The organism is Natronococcus amylolyticus DSM 10524, from assembly GCF_000337675.1.
Classification (GTDB): domain Archaea; phylum Halobacteriota; class Halobacteria; order Halobacteriales; family Natrialbaceae; genus Natronococcus; species Natronococcus amylolyticus.
In genome coordinates, this window is the sequence record NZ_AOIB01000013.1 from 281134 (window position 1) to 297674 (window position 16541).

At 64.8% G+C, this 16541-nt stretch carries 18 protein-coding genes and 1 pseudogene; 13 read left to right on the forward strand and 6 right to left on the reverse strand.

Going from position 1 to position 16541, the window contains the following annotated elements; translation table 11 throughout:
• Positions 1-26: 26 nt before the first annotated feature.
• From C491_RS03540 to C491_RS22875, 8 genes are all read left to right on the forward strand, one after another.
• A complete protein-coding gene (locus C491_RS03540) occupies positions 27-806 on the forward strand; it encodes a SipW-dependent-type signal peptide-containing protein (RefSeq protein ID WP_005553831.1) in 780 nt (259 codons plus the stop codon).
• 104 nt (positions 807-910) lie between these two features.
• Complete coding sequence (locus tag C491_RS22865) at positions 911-2320, forward strand: hypothetical protein (RefSeq protein WP_005553832.1); 1410 nt, start codon at positions 911-913, stop codon at positions 2318-2320.
• Between the two features lie 378 nt (positions 2321-2698).
• Complete coding sequence (locus tag C491_RS03550; protein ID WP_005553833.1) at positions 2699-3790, forward strand: SipW-dependent-type signal peptide-containing protein; 1092 nt, start codon at positions 2699-2701, stop codon at positions 3788-3790.
• A gap of 124 nt (positions 3791-3914) precedes the next feature.
• Entirely contained in the window at positions 3915-4823 is a 909-nt protein-coding gene (locus tag C491_RS03555) for a signal peptidase I (protein WP_005553834.1), read from the forward strand.
• Positions 4820-5803, forward strand: a complete 984-nt coding sequence (locus tag C491_RS22870; RefSeq protein ID WP_005553835.1) for a putative sodium/potassium/calcium exchanger — start codon at positions 4820-4822, stop codon at positions 5801-5803. The genes C491_RS03555 and C491_RS22870 overlap by 4 nt, the downstream gene beginning before the upstream one ends.
• Positions 5804-5979: 176 nt before the next feature.
• Entirely contained in the window at positions 5980-6105 is a 126-nt protein-coding gene (locus tag C491_RS23950) for a hypothetical protein (protein ID WP_275040002.1), read from the forward strand.
• Between the two features lie 16 nt (positions 6106-6121).
• Entirely contained in the window at positions 6122-6430 is a 309-nt protein-coding gene (locus tag C491_RS03570; RefSeq protein ID WP_005553839.1) for a hypothetical protein, read from the forward strand.
• Between the two features lie 91 nt (positions 6431-6521).
• Positions 6522-6707, forward strand: a complete 186-nt coding sequence (locus tag C491_RS22875; protein WP_160167138.1) for a hypothetical protein — start codon at positions 6522-6524, stop codon at positions 6705-6707.
• A gap of 57 nt (positions 6708-6764) precedes the next feature.
• On the opposite strand, the gene C491_RS22400 is transcribed toward C491_RS22875, so the two are convergent.
• From C491_RS22400 to C491_RS03580, 3 genes are all read right to left on the reverse strand, one after another.
• Positions 6765-7358: a hypothetical protein gene (locus C491_RS22400; RefSeq protein WP_152421275.1), complete on the reverse strand. Its 594-nt coding sequence runs from the start codon at positions 7356-7358 to the stop codon at positions 6765-6767.
• A gap of 462 nt (positions 7359-7820) precedes the next feature.
• Positions 7821-9017, reverse strand: a complete 1197-nt coding sequence (locus C491_RS03575; protein ID WP_169331727.1) for a DUF5305 domain-containing protein — start codon at positions 9015-9017, stop codon at positions 7821-7823.
• Between the two features lie 49 nt (positions 9018-9066).
• Positions 9067-10230: a signal peptidase I gene (locus C491_RS03580; RefSeq protein ID WP_005553842.1), complete on the reverse strand. Its 1164-nt coding sequence runs from the start codon at positions 10228-10230 to the stop codon at positions 9067-9069.
• Between the two features lie 416 nt (positions 10231-10646).
• Between C491_RS03580 and C491_RS03585 the strand changes: the two genes are divergently transcribed.
• The 3 genes from C491_RS03585 (at position 10647) to C491_RS03595 (ending at position 12202) form a co-directional block, all read left to right on the forward strand.
• Positions 10647-11216, forward strand: a complete 570-nt coding sequence (locus C491_RS03585) for a DUF7344 domain-containing protein (protein WP_005553844.1) — start codon at positions 10647-10649, stop codon at positions 11214-11216.
• Positions 11213-11686: a hypothetical protein gene (locus C491_RS03590; protein WP_005553845.1), complete on the forward strand. Its 474-nt coding sequence runs from the start codon at positions 11213-11215 to the stop codon at positions 11684-11686. The genes C491_RS03585 and C491_RS03590 overlap by 4 nt, the downstream gene beginning before the upstream one ends.
• Positions 11687-11776: 90 nt before the next feature.
• Complete coding sequence (locus C491_RS03595) at positions 11777-12202, forward strand: DUF7575 domain-containing protein (RefSeq protein WP_005553847.1); 426 nt, start codon at positions 11777-11779, stop codon at positions 12200-12202.
• A 6-nt stretch (positions 12203-12208) separates the two neighbouring features.
• Here C491_RS03595 and C491_RS03600 read toward each other — a convergent pair whose 3' ends face one another.
• Positions 12209-13417, reverse strand: coding sequence for a 3-dehydroquinate synthase II (locus C491_RS03600; RefSeq protein WP_005553849.1), 1209 nt, complete (start codon positions 13415-13417; stop codon positions 12209-12211).
• Positions 13418-13571: 154 nt separating this feature from the next.
• Between C491_RS03600 and C491_RS03605 the strand changes: the two genes are divergently transcribed.
• Positions 13572-14246: an HAD family hydrolase gene (locus tag C491_RS03605; protein WP_005553851.1), complete on the forward strand. Its 675-nt coding sequence runs from the start codon at positions 13572-13574 to the stop codon at positions 14244-14246.
• 6 nt (positions 14247-14252) lie between these two features.
• Here C491_RS03605 and C491_RS03610 read toward each other — a convergent pair whose 3' ends face one another.
• Positions 14253-14792: a hypothetical protein gene (locus C491_RS03610; protein ID WP_005553853.1), complete on the reverse strand. Its 540-nt coding sequence runs from the start codon at positions 14790-14792 to the stop codon at positions 14253-14255.
• A gap of 45 nt (positions 14793-14837) precedes the next feature.
• Positions 14838-15407, reverse strand: coding sequence for a SprT family zinc-dependent metalloprotease (locus tag C491_RS03615; RefSeq protein ID WP_005553854.1), 570 nt, complete (start codon positions 15405-15407; stop codon positions 14838-14840).
• 78 nt (positions 15408-15485) lie between these two features.
• On the opposite strand from C491_RS03615, the pseudogene C491_RS03620 reads away from it, so the two are divergent.
• Positions 15486-16526 (forward strand): annotated as a pseudogene (locus C491_RS03620) (phosphorylase family protein).
• The last annotated feature ends 15 nt before the right edge of the window (positions 16527-16541 follow it).

Sequence of the window (16541 nt, forward strand, 5' to 3'; positions counted from 1 at the left end):
GTTTCCCCCGAGGGGGATGAACACCAATGAGCGAGAAGCGCAATTTCGAACTATCGCGCCGGAAGGCGCTCACAGGCCTGGGAATAGTCGGCGTCGCCTCGGCCGGTGCGGGACTGGGAACGACGGCGTACTTCAGCGATCAAGAAGAAATCGACGGGAACACGATCACCGCGGGCGAGTTCGGGCTAACGGTCGATCCTTACAACTACCTGGTCAACCAAGACGACGAGAGTCAACATATCGCCTGGGGTGCAAATAAAGGAGAGTTCGAAGACGGGGCGTTCGTCGGTGGTTCGATCGGCATCGATGACGCCAAGCCCGGTGACGACTACAAGTTCTGCTGGGAGGTCACTGTCCACGACAACCCTGGCTACGTGCTGGTGAGAGCGGATAACGTCAAAGATCGTGACGGGTCCGAAACCGACGCCGACCTGGACGCTGACGACCTCCACGACACAGAGGAGCTTGCGACTCTCGGCGACACAGCCCGGGCAGAAATCAGGGTTTACAAACCAGGCGGACTCGAGGAGGGCATCCTCTCGACTGCCTACTATGATTCCCTCAACGACCTTCTCGACAGTTTAGAGGAGGGCTTGGTCATCTCCAGCGACTATGAGGATCCGCTCTCGATCGGCCCGGATTCTGCGTCATACCCATCCGTGATCGTCTGTGTCTATATTTACCTTGGCATGAAACGGGGCGAGCCGGGAGGTGTCGGCAACGAGATCCAGGGCGCCGAGCTGAGCGCGGACCTCGAATTCTACGCCGAACAGGCCCGACACAACGACGAGTTCGGAGAGGGTTAAGCGTTTATCTCTCCACTACCACCCGCGTTGGGACTCATCGCTACGACGGCGACATACGGCGGTTCGATTCCGCTGGCGGGTTTCCCGGAAAGGGATGGTCTACGATGAATACAGGGAACGATTTCGAACTCTCACGACGAAAGATCCTCGCGGGCCTCGGCGGAATCGGCATCGCCTCCGCCGGAGCGGGACTCGGCACGACCGCGTACCTCGCCGACAGAGAAGATATCGAGGACAACAAACTGGTTGCCGGACAGCTCGACCTCCGAATCGATTGGCAACAGAAGTACTTTGGACCGGAGGAAAACAAGGACCACTACGCTCCGTACGGGCCCGCCGGCTACCCGTACGTAAACGCCCATCCGGATCACGACGGCTCCGGCGAGCAATCGCTCGCCCTGAACGATACCGCCGTCAGGTACAGTGATAACGATAGAAACATCCAGGAGTACCTCACCTGCGAGACACTCTCGAACTTCGGTCCGGGCGACTTCAACACCGACAAGCGAACGCAGGATCACCTCATCGAACTCGAGGACGTCAAGCCGGGTGACTGTGGTGAGATCACGTTCAGCTACCACCTCTGTGACAATCCTGGGTACGTTTGGTTCTTCGGGGAACTTGGAGAGATCGATCCGGCGCTCGCCGAGGCGGTCGAGGTCCAGCTGTGGTACGATCTCGAGTGTACGAACGAAGTCGACGAGGAGGACACGATTATTTTCGAGGGTGGAAGCCTGAGCGAGGTTCTCGCGGACTTAGAAGGTGGTGTCCAACTCGATTCGACCGTGTACGACAGTGAGGGCGTCGACATCGGCGGTGACGATGGCGGCAGTGATGCCGGCGGTGGCGGTGACAATGGCGGCAGCGATGACGATAGCAGCAACGGCGAGTGCGTGTTAGTCGGAAAGATCGACGATGTGAAAGACGGGGTTTTCAGCGGTGTCGACGGTGGTAGTGCAGTCAACAATAACGAGTTCAATTTTAACGAGCGGGCCAACCGACCGCCGCCGTTCGGCGGCGGTGAATACCTCGCGCGCGACGCGACGGTCAGAATCGATATCACGGAATTCAAAGACGGTAACGAAAGCGAACCGGTCGCGTTCACGGCTGAGGTGATCGATGGCGACTACGGGCTCTGTGGGATCGACGTGAGAGGGGGAGGGGATATCGAGAGGTTCGACGACCTGGGGTGCACGACCAGTACCGAAATCGTAACCAACCTCGAAATCCGTGGAGGTCAGCGGGCTGCGATCAGCAACATCGAGTTCTTCGTCTGTGACGTGGACGACCCGGATCCGCCGGACCCGGATCCACCGGGGGTACCGGGGGAGTGTTTCCCCGCCAACGAGACGTTCTGTATCGGGTTCGAGTGGTGTCTCCCAACGGACACGGAGATCGAGGGGATCGACGACGTCAACGATCTCCAAGGGAAGTCGGTTGTATTCGATCTCGGCTTTTACACCGAGCAGTGCCGGCACAACGACGAACCGTCCGGACCGCCAGGAGGGGCCTAGGCTATACTACACTACAATCACTGCCCAGGCTTTCCCTGCTGTTAGTCCCTGATACAGAACAATCGCGTGGACATCTGTCTCCCGACCGGTATACCCGTCCTGACGGTCCACACAGAACGGTACGAGATTCATACATAACCGAACAGGCAGCCACTGCGCTCGTAACTGCGGAGGTCCAGATCGCTCGGTGGGCCGATCGCGGGAGAGATCTATGAAAGCACGTACAACTACGACTCCGGACGCGTGCGAGTGTGCGCGGACCCACTACGGCTCCCGTTCGACCTTGCCGATCGGGGTTCTCCGTCGACTCAGCCCGTCCGTCGGAGCACGTTCTCGGCCCCACGGAAGGGTCATCGAAATCAATCAGTGGGTGATTGGATGAGCGACGGGTTCTCCCGACGCCGGATCCTCGCCGGGATCAGCGGCGTCGGTGCTCTCGGAGCGGTCGGCGGTGCTGGCACGCACGCGGTGTTGAACGACTCCGAACAGTTGTCCGAGAGCACCGCCCAGGCTGGCACGCTCGGCCTCGAGATCGACTGCGATAGCTGTACCCAAAACGGAAACGGCGTTGCGTTCGGGTTCGATGGACTCGAGCCAGGTGCCTCGGGAACCGAAACGCTCGAGATCACCGTCGAGGGAAACGCGGCCCGGCTCTGGCTGCGGACGGACTGTCCACCGGAGGTCGACCCGCTCGGCGCAGTTCTGGAGGTGACGCTTCGGTACGATCCGGCCTGTCGCTCCGGTAGCGGGGACACGCTCTTCGACGGCTCGCTGAACGACCTTCGACTGGCGTTCGCTGACGGCCTGCGGCTCGACGACGACTGTATCGACGGCGACGAGACGGTGTGTCTGACCCTCGAGTGGGCGCTCCCCGCCGACGGGAGCGACGGACTCGCCGGCCTCTCGAGCGACCTCCACCTCGAGTTTTTCGCCCAGCAGTGTCGCCACGTCTCGGAGGCCGATGTCGAGAACCCCTTTGCCGACGCCGAGGACTGTTCTGATCCCGAGCCAGCGTGTCCGGACTGCGAGGAACTGGGGAAGGCCGATATCGTTCCGGACTCGGTCTCTCCCGGAGATCGGTTCCCGATCGAAGCCGAGGGCGACTACGAACTCGAGGCCCTGACCGTGACAAACAAGCCCGACGGCGACACGGTCTGTGCGAATTTCAGGCTCCTGCTGGACGGTAGCGAGGACGGCGCGCCGCGAATCTGTAAGGTCGTCGTCCGTGGCGGGCCACCGGACCACGACTCATCAGAAGACGACCATCCAGGCAACGGACCACCGGACAACGGACCCCCAAGCGGCAATCCGCCGGGTGGTAACGGGCCCGCCAGCAACCCTAACGAAATCGAGATTCACCCCCCATCGACGCGAACCGGAGAGGTCTGCACGGAGACGACCGAGGCGGGCAGCAGCGGAAACGAGATCTGGCCCGCGATCAGCAACGTCACCGTCTACATCTGTCCGTAGCTCCTCGAGCCATGACACCCAACACTCAACAGCCGATCCGACCATCCCGACTCCGTACCGATCACGAAGACGCCCTCGAGGACGAACGCTGTCCTCTCGAGATCCCCGACAGAGGTCGGAAGCGATGAGCGACGTCCGTCCGGTCGAGTCCGGGTCGGAGCAGATCGACCCGTCCTCGCAGACATCGTCGAAACCGCTCTGGAAGCGCGGACTGCATCTCCTCGCCGCGCTGGTCCTAATCGCGGTCGTCGCGGTGTTCGTGATCTACGCCGTTCCGGCAGTGATCGGCGCGGACTACAGCTTCGTCGTGATGACCGGGAGCATGGCGCCGGAGATCGAGCCCGGCGACGCGGTCGTCGTCGGCGAGCAGGATCCCGCGACGATCGAGACCGGCGACGTCATCACCTTCTACAGGGGCGATGCCGAGGCACCGGTCACCCACCGGGTGATCGGCGTCGGGCAGACGTCGGACGGCTACCTCTACGAGACCCAGGGCGACGCGAACGACGAACCCGACGGGAATCCAGTCCCCCACGAGAACGTGCTGGGGACCGTCGTGTTGACCATTCCTGCTATCGGTCACGTTATCGAGTTCGCCAACACGACCGAAGGGTTCCTGGCGCTCGTCGTGCTTCCGTTCGGCCTCCTCGCGCTGAACGAAGTCTGGTCGTTCACAAGGGGGTCTCGAGACGAGAGCGCGGTGACGGAATCCGGCGACGGTGACGGTGCGCTCGAGGACGGCCAGGATCCCGAACAGACAGCGGAATCCGAGGACACCCTCGTCGTCACCGACCGAATGCTACTGCGTGCGGTCGGCGTCCTCGCCGTACTGGCGCCGGTGAGCGGGCTTCTGGCCTACCTGTTCCCGATGGTCGTGACCATCTCGGTCGCCATCGCGACGGCGATCTGTCTCGTGCTGGCCACGGTCCTGTGGCTGTCGTCGCGAGGGGACGACCCGTCCGAGGAACTCGAGGACGCGATGGAGACGACCTCCGAGGAACTCGAGGGGCCGGACCCCGAGGTGGACCGATGACCGCGCGACGTCAGCCCGTCCTCGCGCTGCTGGCCGCGCTGGTCATCGTCCTTGCGTTCGCGGGTGGCTACGGGACGATCGCGTTGCTCTCGGCGTCCGGGGACGCAACTGGAACGTTCGAAACCGACTCGGAGTTCGGCGACGGGGTTTCCGTAGTCGAGACCAATCTACCGAGCGAGCTTCCCGAGGAGAACGAAACCGACGGCAACGAGACCGAAGCGAACGACACCGAGAACGAGACGGTCGCGACGAGTGAGGATGGCGAGGACCTCGAGTCCGACGATGAGGGCGAAACGCTCGACGCCGACGAGAACGAACTCGAGGCGAACGAATCGGACGAGACGAACGAATCGGACGACCTCCTCGAAGCGAACGCGGCTACCGACGACGGCGTCGAGCGTTCGGAGTCCGACGACGCACCCGAGGAAGGTGTCGTCGACGGAGCGGCGGTGAACGACACTGATTCCGAGACGGACGACGACGAGACTGACTCGAGCGAGTCGAACTCGACGGACGACGAGCCCGAGACGGACGGTCTCGACGCCCTCGGTGCAGAGGCGAATGACACCGACGACGAGTCGGCCGAAACGGAGTCGAGCAACACCGATAGCGAGTCGACTGAAACGGAGTCGGACGACGGTAACGAGACCGACTCGAGCGAGAACGAGAGCGAATCGGACGAGTCGACACCCGCCAGCGTTCAGACGGTCGAGACGACCACGACTGACGATTCCGAGCCGGATGAGTCCAACAGTTCCGAGAACTCGAGCCAGACTTCAACCCAGGTCGACGACTCCACCGAGCGCAACGAAAGCGACGGCGAAGACGACGAAGCGCCGACGGAGGACGAGGAGGCGGCGGAGAACGACTTCGACGACGGTGACGGCACATCGGACAAATCCGTGGAGGAGACCGAAGCGGACGACGCCGAGGCAAACGAGTCGGACGACGACGGCGAAAGCACCTCCACCGGAGCGTGAGACGGCGACGCCAGACTCGAACACCCGACCGACGACGAACCGGAGCTAGACGTCGAAGCGGGCGACGAGAGCGTCGCCGTCTCGGTCACCGGGAACCCGGGGACTCGTCACTCGAGCTGCGAACCGATCGACTGCTGGAGGAACTCGAGGCGGATACCGTCGAAGATCTCTCGGTCGTGACTGCCGACGGGGAGAAGCTCGAGGTACGCGAGGTCGTCGACGACGAGGGTAAGGAGTGGCTTTGGCTCGAGGTGCCAGAGGAGTCAGTGATCGTCGAAGTCATGGGTACGGACCTCGATTGAGCCCGTACAGTGTTCGTTGTCGTGGTCGACGGCGAACGGATCGGGCAGTGGGACTCCCCAGTCGGCGTTCGTCGCCGACGTGGCCGGCGCCAGGGTGCTCGAGGACCGGGTCGAGGGCTGGGACGACCTGTCGCTCGCTCGGCGCAGCGAGGTCCTCGGGACGCTACGACTGTTCCTCGAGTGGTGTCCGACCTGCGACGGCGCCGTGAACGTCGAACGGGCGGTCGTCGAGTGCTGCTGTCGGCGGTACGTCGTCGTCGCCGCGACCTGCGAGGAATGTACCGATCGGGTCCTCGAGGTCGGGTCTGAGTCGTCATTGTACTAATCGCGGCCCGTGGCTGTGGGGCTGCCGAGTTCGAGGACGCGGTCGACGCAGCGGCCGCTCGCGGAGAACAGCAGGACCCGAAGGTGGACCGATGACCGCGCGACCCCGTCCCGTCCTCGTGCTGCTGGCAGTACTGGTCGTCCTCGGGTTCACAGGTGGCTACCAGACGGTCGCAGTGCTATCGGCGTCTGGGGACGCCTCTGGAACGTTTGAAAACTACGAGGACATCAAAAGTGGTACAGAGCGGAGCAAGGTTGGTTATTATAACAAACCATAGCCCGGCTCGAACTATACGACGTACTATTGATTTCTGAGGCTGCTTTCCTAACAGAGTCTACTCACCGACTGTTGTGAGACTATCGTCGTATTCTCCTTCTTGAACATGGGAATCTTCAGCAGCTGCATTTATTGTAACATCTCCTGAGATCGTGTCAAGGCTGTCTTGATCAATATCTTCGAATTGAATGGCAACACCGATCCATGTGCCCGGAGTGAGATTGATACCACTTCCTCCTGAAGACACGTCTAATCCTGCCTCATAGTCGGTTTCACCCCATGAAGAAGATACCCAAGAAGTAACATAGCCATTATCCAATTGATCATCTATTTCGCCTAGATCGATCCAAGCCGTAACTGTATTGGTACCTTGGTTCTTGATTCTAAAAACATCAGTAAACTCCATAGAGGCTTGGTTGTTCAGCCCTTCACCACCAGTCGTTGTTTCACCAAAGTCTATTTCTAGAACATTATCTTCTACGTCTGCATATTGACTAGTCCCTTCAAGCCCTAAATAGGCCTCCGCATCCCCTGAGAAATTAACCGACATTCCTCGATCAACACTAGCGCTAGAAAATGCACCCGAGCCGACAAGCGCACTTGCTCCGATTGCTGTACTCCCCGCACCGATCAGGAATTTACGTCGTTCCATGGTAACACCAGTTGTTGCGCGCTCGAGCCACCGACCAACCGTCACCCGCCAACGTGGGCGTCGTCTTCGAGCGCATGCAATTCGGCCATCGATAGCACACCCCTTTTGTATACACTGGCAGCAGGGACGACACTCCGACGCTGCAGTTCAGTACCGTCTGCGTGACGTTGCTCGGCGAAAGAGTACGGGCTGCCAGTAGGGCTTGCAAGCGGAACATGCCGTGGCGAACGGGAGTACGTGAACCGTGAAACGACGATTCAAGCCGAGCCTGTCGGCGTCGAATGACAGTTGTTCTCAGTGAAAGCGTCGAATCCGGTCCTCGAGCCGGTCACCAACTACCCGATACGAGGACATCGACGACAGCTCGGCTCCCAACACGTTCTGCGGCTCAAGCGACCGAAGAACGAAAACATGCCGCTGTTCCACAGTTCATTCGAATCGACCCGAGAAATCCGAAGAACGCTACGAGTGGGGGTCGTTGCTCTCGTCCTCGACCTCCGCTTCACCAGACCCGTCGCCGATGACCGTCGGCTCCTCGGCTTCCTGCGGGTCGACCTCGAGAATCCGATCTCGATCGTCCTCGAGCCCCTCGGGCGCGTACACGTACATCGACCGATCGTCGACGACGTAGTACCGCCCGTCGCGCTCGTCCTCGAGCACGCGCCGATCGCAGTCGACGGCGACGTCCACCAGGTCCTCGAGGGTCGCGATCTCGATCCGCGAGCGCTCGCGGACCGCCGCGGGAAGCCTCCCGCGGGAGATCCAGTCGTCGAACTCCTCGCGTTCGTACTGGTCATTGATCCGCTCGAGTTCGGCCGTCGAGGGCGCGAGGGTGCCCTTCCGTCGAGCGGTGCCGAGGACGCCGAGGGCCGCGACCGACCCGACCCCGAGCAGGGCGAGAACAACAGAACTGAGCCCGCCGGAGCTCCCCGCGACCGCGACTTCCTCGGTTCGCTCCTCGGTCCGTTCCTCGGCCGCGGGTGCCTCGACCGCGTAGGTCGTGTCGTCGGGCTCGATAACCAGCTCGTAGCTGTCGACGCGATCGACCGACTCGCCGTCGATCGTCCCCTCGATCGCCACCTGGACCTCGACGACCGTCTCGAGGTCACCCACGGATTCGTTGAGGTCTTCCTGGATCGCCTCGGCCTCCGCGCTCGTTTCGGGCACGTCGACGCTGAACGAGGTCGCCTGCTCCTCGCCGGGGTCGAGGGACTCGGTCTCCTCCTGGGCAAGCGTCTCGTTTGTCGCCCAGTACTCGACGACCTCCTCTTCCTCGTCGTCGGCCTCGCCGACCGACCGAATCACGCGGTCGGCTTCGACGTCGACCGCGACGTCGCCGTCGGGCGCGTCGTACACGTACGTGAAGGTCGCCTCAAGCTCGGGTGCGACCTCGGCGAAGTACATCGAGCGATCCGACAGCTCGGTGCCGACCGGGAACACCTCGTTTTCCTCCTGGACGGTCGCGCTATGGTCGAACCCGCCCGTCGTCGACCACGCCTCGACGGTTCGCTGCTCGAACTCCTCGTCGCCGTCGTCGGCGACCGCGCCGTAGGCGCCCCACCCCCCGAGCAGGGCGAGCGCGAGCAGGGCGACGACCACCACGACGAACCACTCGTCGAGCGCGGTGCGAAGCCGCACGCGCCGTCGGTCACTGATCACGGTCGATCCCCCCGTCGTTCGAGTCGTTGTCTGTATCGAAACATGGTTCTCAGTCGTTTACGCCGCCCGGGGAACGCGAGCGAGACCGCGAGCGCGTTCTGATCGTTCCGGTGCCGACCAGCAGGGCCAGCGGTGCGACGATTATCCCCGTCAGCACCGCCGTCACCGACGCCATCGCCGCCCACGGGTGGATCGCGTGCAGGGTCGCGATCATCGGCTCCGGCAACACCGCGAAGTAGGTGCGCTCGCTCACTGACCGGAGGTAGTACCCCGTCTCGGGCGGCGCCGTGTAGGCGACGGTCGCCGTTTCGTTCTCGCCGTAGCCGAGGGTCGTCCGCTCGTCGACGGCGACACCCTCGCTGGCCGGCTCGACCATCGTTACGGTCGGCAGGAGCCCGCCGTTGTACAGCTCGTACTCGTGGCTCTCGGTCTCACCCATCGGAATCACGTCGGGGCGATCGGAGTCGAACTCCGCGCTGACGATCCCCGTCTCGGTCGTCCCCGACATCGCGACCATCGTCGCCAGTGAGACGACGACCAGCAGCGCGGCCAGCCCGAGGACGAGTGTCCGCGCGTCGTACACGTCCGCGCGCGAGCGCTCTCGACTGCGCTCGCGGGTCGCACCGCTCCGTCGCTCGAGGACGAGCGAGACGCCGAGGACGACCAGGCCGAACCCGAGCAACAGGTACGACAGCCCCTGGGTGCCGAGCACGGCGGTCGTCCCGAGCGTCGACGCCAGCTGTTGCTGGCCGGACTCGAGGCTGCTCTCCACGCCCATCACCGCGGACCCGAGGTGGGGAACCGTTACTGGCTCGCCGTTGACCTCGAGGGCCGTCGCGACGACCTGGCCGTCGGTGACGAGTGGTTCGCCGGAGTCCTGGTCGGGGAACGGGTTCGCGTCGCCCTGGGTGACGTAGCCTTGGTCGGTGACCTCGACGACCCGGTGGGTGGTGAGCCCGCCGCCCTCGATCTCCTGGGCATCGAAGACGATCACGTCGCCCTCCTCGACGGGGCCGGCGACGGCGGTCGGAACCGCGACGAAGCCGTCGCCGGTCTCGATCGTCGGCTCCATGCTGCCGGTTTCGACGTAGCTGAGCGCGATCGGAACCCCGAGCAGGTGTCCCGCGACGATCGCGAGCAGTACGACGGCGGCGGCGCCGATCGCGGCGAGTTTCACGAGTCTCCACGCGTTCCCCTGTTGCTGTGTGCTCATCGTCCCCCCGCACGTCCGGCTTCTCGCCACCCGCGAGATCGAACGTACCCGAACCTGACGACGCGCGGGCGGCCCCTTACTATAGGCACGTTAGTTACCCTCTGGCAGTGCCTGCAGGTCGACAAGCCGACCCTGAACTGGCTCGAGGATGCGGTCAAGACGAGCTTGAACCGTCGCGATGGCGGCAAGTAACCCGGCAAGCACTGCCAGTACCTTCCCATCGTGTAATCGGTCGAACCTGTGTCGGGATTGCCGATACCGGCAACAAGAGAGGGCAAACCTCGGATATTCCCTCGAGCGTGTTTGCCGGCTGTAATCTACGCTCTCAATAATAAATATCCCACAGACTGGACGTGTTGATGTACCTCAACGCTCACCGGGGGGTGGCGCCGAGGGTTACGAAGGGAGGGATCCGAATGAGTGTCAGCAAATTGGACGAGGAGGAGTTCGAATCGGGTGAACTCGATCGAGACGACGTCTTCGAGATGTTGAGCAACCAGCGTCGACGCTGGGTACTGCACTATCTCAAACGGGAAGAGAAGGAGCGCGTGGATCTGCGCACGCTCGTCGATTCGGTGTCCTCGTGGGAGTACGAGACGCCCGCGGACGAGCTTCCCTGGAAGAAGCGAAAACGAGTCTACACCTCGTTGCGCCAGTCACACCTGCCCCGCCTCGACGAGACCGGGGTCATCGAGTACGACCGCAACCGAGGGGAGGTCGCACTCACCGACGAGGCTCGAAAGCTCCAGCTGTACCTCGAGTACGTTCCCGAGGACGACATCCCGTGGAGCCACTGCTACCTGGGCCTGTCGGGAGTCGGTGCCGTGATCACCGCGCTCGCGTGGGTACCGGTGTATCCGATCGGCGAGCTCTCGGCCGTCGCGCTGGGAACTCTGCTTACCGCGATGTTCGGCGCCTCGGCGATCGTCCACACCTACTACCTGCGGCGAAACCGCATCGGCCACGAGGGGCCGCCGAAACGATGAGCGCGCGTATCGGGATCGCTCTGATCGCCGTCGCAATCGCCCTGCTGATCACCGCGAGCGCCGGCGCAAGCGTCGTCTCGATGGACCGCTCGATCGCCGTTGAGGTCGTCGACGACGAGAACGCGAACGTCGCCGTCGAACCCGTTGAGGCCGAAGTGCCCGACAACGCCGGGTCGGAGAACGCGAACGAGAGCGCGATAGACGCGGCGCCGCCGCTCGGCGAGCGGGAGCTGCTGAGCGTTTCGAACCGACTCGATGAGGAGATCACGGTAACGGAGCTCGAGACGTCCGACGGCGTCGAGATCGAGGGAGAAGAGATCGATGTCGGACCCGGCAACTCTATTGAGCTCGAGGGAACCGTCGACTGCGACGAGCTCGAGGAGGAGCCGGAGGCGACCGTCGAACTCGACGGGAGCGGCGTCACGATCTCCCAGACCGTCGATCTCGAGGTGACGTGTCCGTCCGACTAATACGGCCGAAGCCCGCGAGTGCAGTCGAGGGCGGACGTCAAGAGAAATCGGAATGTTAAGGGCGCCGCTCCACCACCGGGTTGACATACAATGACTTGGATCCGCGCGCTCGCGGCCGCCGGACTTTCCGTGCTCCTTCCCGGTGCGGGCCACGTGTTTATCCGCGACTGGATTCGTGGTCTCGCCTTCGGCGGTATCTTCGTGGCGTCGCTGGCGATCTTGTTTCCCACCGATCAGATCGCGGCCGCCGACTCGCTCTCGGGAGCGGTGAGCGTCATCACCACCGAGACCGACACGATAAGCCAGTTCGTCATCTCGTTTATCATCCTCTTCGCCGCGATCGACGCGACGTTTCGGTCGATGGGATTCCCGCCGGGGTCGAACAACGGCGCCGACCATGACGGGCCGAGCTGTCCCCACTGCGGCAAACCCCTCGACGAGGATCTCACGTTCTGTCACTGGTGTACGACACGCCTCGAGCCGGCCAATCCGGACGAGGACGAACCGACGAACTGACGGCGACTATTTTTCGATGATGCTCTCCTCGACGGCCTCGCCGAAGTGACGAGCCGTGTCCTCGTAGTACAGGAGGAGTTCGTCGCCCGCCTCGAGGTCGGTGACCGCCTTCCGCCCCGCGCCCGTGGGCACCTTGATCGTTTCGGCGTTCTGGAGCAGCGTCTCGACGCGGTCGCCGTCGGCGGTCTCGAGGGCGACCCGGAACATCGGCCGTTTCTCGATCTTGACGCGGCCGACGATCGCCTCGCGGGTGTTGCCGTCGGTGTCGACGACCTGGACCTCGTCGCCGCTCTGGAGCTCCGAGAGGTACTTCGTGCCGCCGTCGGGGGTGCGGACGTAGGCGTGGACCGCGCCCGCGTTGACCCGGAACGGACGGGAGGCGACGTACGGCGATTCAGCAGTCTCGGCGTGGACGAACACGAGCCCGCGAGCCATCGAGCCGACGAGCATCCCCTCGTCGTGCTCGAGCAGGGAACCGGTGTCGACGCAGACTCGGTCGGCGCTGCCGATCTGTTCGACGTCGAGCACCTCGGCGTACTCGAGATCGAGCGACTCGCGCTCGGCGGCGTCCCGGACCTCGACGGTGCGGCGGATTTCGTCGGGGTCGTCGGAGTCGAGCAGGACGGCGTCGGCGCCGATCTCGAGGGTCTCGAAGGCGGTCCTGGCCTCCTCGGCGCTGGTGACGCCCGCAACGAGTTCCGTTTCGTCACCGATCCGCGCGATCAGGTTCTCGAGCGGGATGATCGTCCAGTCCTCGCCGACGACGATCGTGTGGTCGGCTTCCTCGGCGGCCGACTCGGCGAAGGCCTCGTACTCCGTCCCGAGGATGCGAACGTACGCACCCCGGTCCAGCTCGCCCTCGCGGCGCAGCGTCGAGAGGTCGGCCGAACCCGAGAGATCGCCAGGAAGATCGATCGTCCCGTCGCCCTCGCCGTTCTTGCCGACGACGACGGCATCGGGCTCGGCGGTCGACGCCGGCTCCGACTCCGCCTCGGCGTCGACGACGTCGACGTCGACGTCGTCGACCAGGGTGACGTCCCCGTCGGTGCGAAACGCCGCGACGTTGATCTCGCCGAGTTCGCTGACGCGTTCGACGTCGTCCTCGTCGACCAGTACCCAGTCGGCGCCCGCCTCGAGCGCGGTCGTGATCCGTGCGCGGCGGGCGTCCCAGTCGCCGACGGCGTCGTCGGCTTTGACCCAGACAGCTCTCGTCATAGCTCGAGTCTCGAAGGGGAACGGCTTGAACGTGGCGGATCCGACAGCAGTCGTGGGAACCGAACGGTCGGGCCGACGATCCCAATAGTGTGCCGAGTTCCCATCTGTCACTGGTCGAAACGTTCAGAACGCTCGCCACCCTATCGGAAACCAGATGGCTGCCTACGACGCGATCTGTTTCGATCTCGACAGCACGCTCTGCGAGCCCACGCAGGACCCCGCCGCGGTACTCGAGCGGGCCTTCGAGGGCGTCGACCGCGACCCGTTCTGTACCCCTACCGATCTCCGTGCGGGCGTCCCCGCCTTGCCGACGGTCGGGACTGCCGAGGAGTTCTACGCCGAGCTGTTCGCCGAAGTCGCCGACCGGGCCGACGCCGACCCCGCGCTCGCGCCCGATCTCGCACGGCAGTACCTCGAGGTGCAGGACCCCAGCGCCGTCCAGTTTCGCCCCGGCGCCGAGGCTGCCCTCGAGTACGCCCGCGAGCGCGGTCGGGTCGGGCTGATCACCAACGGCGGCCGGAGGACCCAGATTCAGAAACTGCGGGCGCTCGGCATCGAGGACGCCTTCGACGTTCGCGTCTACACGGATCCCAACGCCGGCGTCTTCCCGAAACCCGACGCCGCGCCGTTCGAACGGGCGCTGGGCGCCCTCGAGGCGAGCCCGGGGCGGGCGATCCACGTCGGCGACTCCCTGCGGGCCGACGTCGCGGGTGCCAACGCGATGGGACTCGACTCGGCGTGGATCGACGTCGGCCGCGACGACGTCGCCCGCGAGCACGAGCCGACGTACGAACTCGACAGCCTCGAGGAGTTCGCGTCGATCGTCTGATCGCGACTACGCCTCGGGTAACAGATCGGTGTGGACGACCGCCCGGTATCGGCTGTCGGTTGCCTCGTCCAGTCGCGACAGCAGGGCGGCGACCGCGGGCAGCGACTCCGGGAGCTCGAACTCGCCGCTGCCGTCGTCGCGTTGCTTACAGCGCTTGACAAACGAGCGGATCGCCTCGAACTCCCCCTGCTGGACGTAGACGACGCCGAGCCCGTCGTCCCCGTCGGGGACCTGCCCGCGCCAGGTCTCGAGGACGGTTTCGACCGTCGAGCGAGCGGCCTGCTCCCTGGCGGCGATATCGGTCGCGTCGGGTCCCTGGCCGTCGAACAGCTCGTCGAACGTGTCCTGGAGCTCGTCGGCGTTTTCGGCCAGCGACGGCGCCGACTCGTCGGCCGCCAGCAGCTCCGCGAGCGCCTCGAGCTCAATCCGGCGGACGGCGACGGGGTAGACGAACTCGTGGCTCTCCTCGGGCAGCTTGTAGGAGTGGCCATCGATTCCCTGCTGGCCCTCCCCCGACCGCCCGAGCATCAGATCGAGTAGTCCCATGGCTGGACCTGTACTCGGTTTCCGGATAAGTGTTCCGCGCTCCGCTCACCAGTCCTCGCCGAGCGCGGCCTTCGCGCCCCCGTACCCGCTCGCGGCGGTCCAGATTCGGCCGCTGTCGGCGTGTTCGACCTCGAGGGCGCCCCCGCAGTCGCCACACCGATACCGGTCAGGCGCCCGAACGGGCTGGGACGCCCGGTGGCGCGTCGCTCGCCAGTCGCAGTCATCCCCCCGACAGCGGAGCACGTACCGCGGGTTGGCGAAGGATCGGCAACGGCGGGGCGCCTCGAGCCGCGCCGCAAGCGTACAAAAGCGCTCGCCGTGGCCCGACTCGCCGAAGCGCTGGAACTCGAGGGCGTGGACGAGCTCGTGGCGGACGACCGCCGCGAACTCGGGCCACTCGTAGCGCTCGTAGGCCCGGCGCGCGAGAACGATCGTCGCCACCTCGCGATCGGCGTCCCACCGGCACAGCCCCGCGCGACGCCGTGCCCGCGCCGAGACGTCCCACTCGAGCGCGCCGAGGTCGAGCTCGAGATCGTGCTCGTCGACCACCTCGCGGGCGTGGATCCGCGCGCGGGCGAGGATCTCGTCGTCGAGCGTGAGCGCCTCGTCGGTCACGGCTCGACGGACGAAAGCGATTCACGAAACGGTTCCGGCTTCCGGCAGGCCTTTTCGCGCAGGCGGCGACCGTCGACCATGAGCGACCCCCCGCTTCCGGAGCCGCGACGCCCCGACCCGAACGATCCGGTTCGTCCCGCCGCGCTCGTGCTCGTCGCGGTCGCCGAACCGCCCCTGGACGAGCGCCGACCCTGGCTCGAGCGAGCCGACCTCGTCGACGCGCTGACCGTCCCGGGCGCGGACACGCCGATCTATCTCACCGACGACGGCATCGCCATCACGACGACCGGGATCGGCAAGAGCGACGCGGCGACCACGACGACCGCGCTGCTCGCGAGCCCCGGACTCGACCTCGGGTCGGCGTACGTCCTCTCGGCGGGGATCGCAGGCGGCCCGCCGTCTCGAGCTGCGCTGGGTCGTCCTCGCGGACGCGGTCGTCGACTGGGATCGCAAACACCGCTGGGACCGCGCCGAAGCCGACGGAAAGCGGGCGGACGACACAGCCGAGTCGATCGACACCCTCGCCTACCGCCCTCGAGACTACGTGCACCGACTCGAGGATCGGCTCCTCGAGCCGGCGCTCGACGCAGCAGCGCAGATCGACCTCGGGGCCGATCCCGATGTCCGGACCTACCAGGATCGGTACCCGACCGCCCCCGACGATGGGCCGACCGTCGAGGTCGGGACGACCGTTTGCGGCGACGAGTTCTGGCACGGCCCGCGCTACGCTCGAGAGGTCGACTGGCTCTGCGAACGGTACTGGGTCTGTCTCTTATACACATCTCTGATGCGCGAGGNGGCGACGAGTTCTGGCACGGCCCGCGCTACGCTCGAGAGGTCGACTGGCTCTGCGAACGGTACGGGGTCGGCCCCTACGCGACGACCCAGATGGAAGACGCGGCGACGGCGACCGCCCTCGAGCGCTTCGGCCTGCTCGAGCGCTACCTGAGCGTGCGCGCGGTCGCCAACTACGACCGCTCGGCGCCCGGCGAGACGGTCGAAGAGAGCTTCGACGGAACCGAGGCGAGTCTCGCGCTGGCGATCGACAACGCCGAGCGCGTCGGCTCGGCGGTCGTCGAGGCACTGCTCGAGGCGGATCCGCTCGGGATTCGGGGGTGAAGCAGTTCGGCCGAA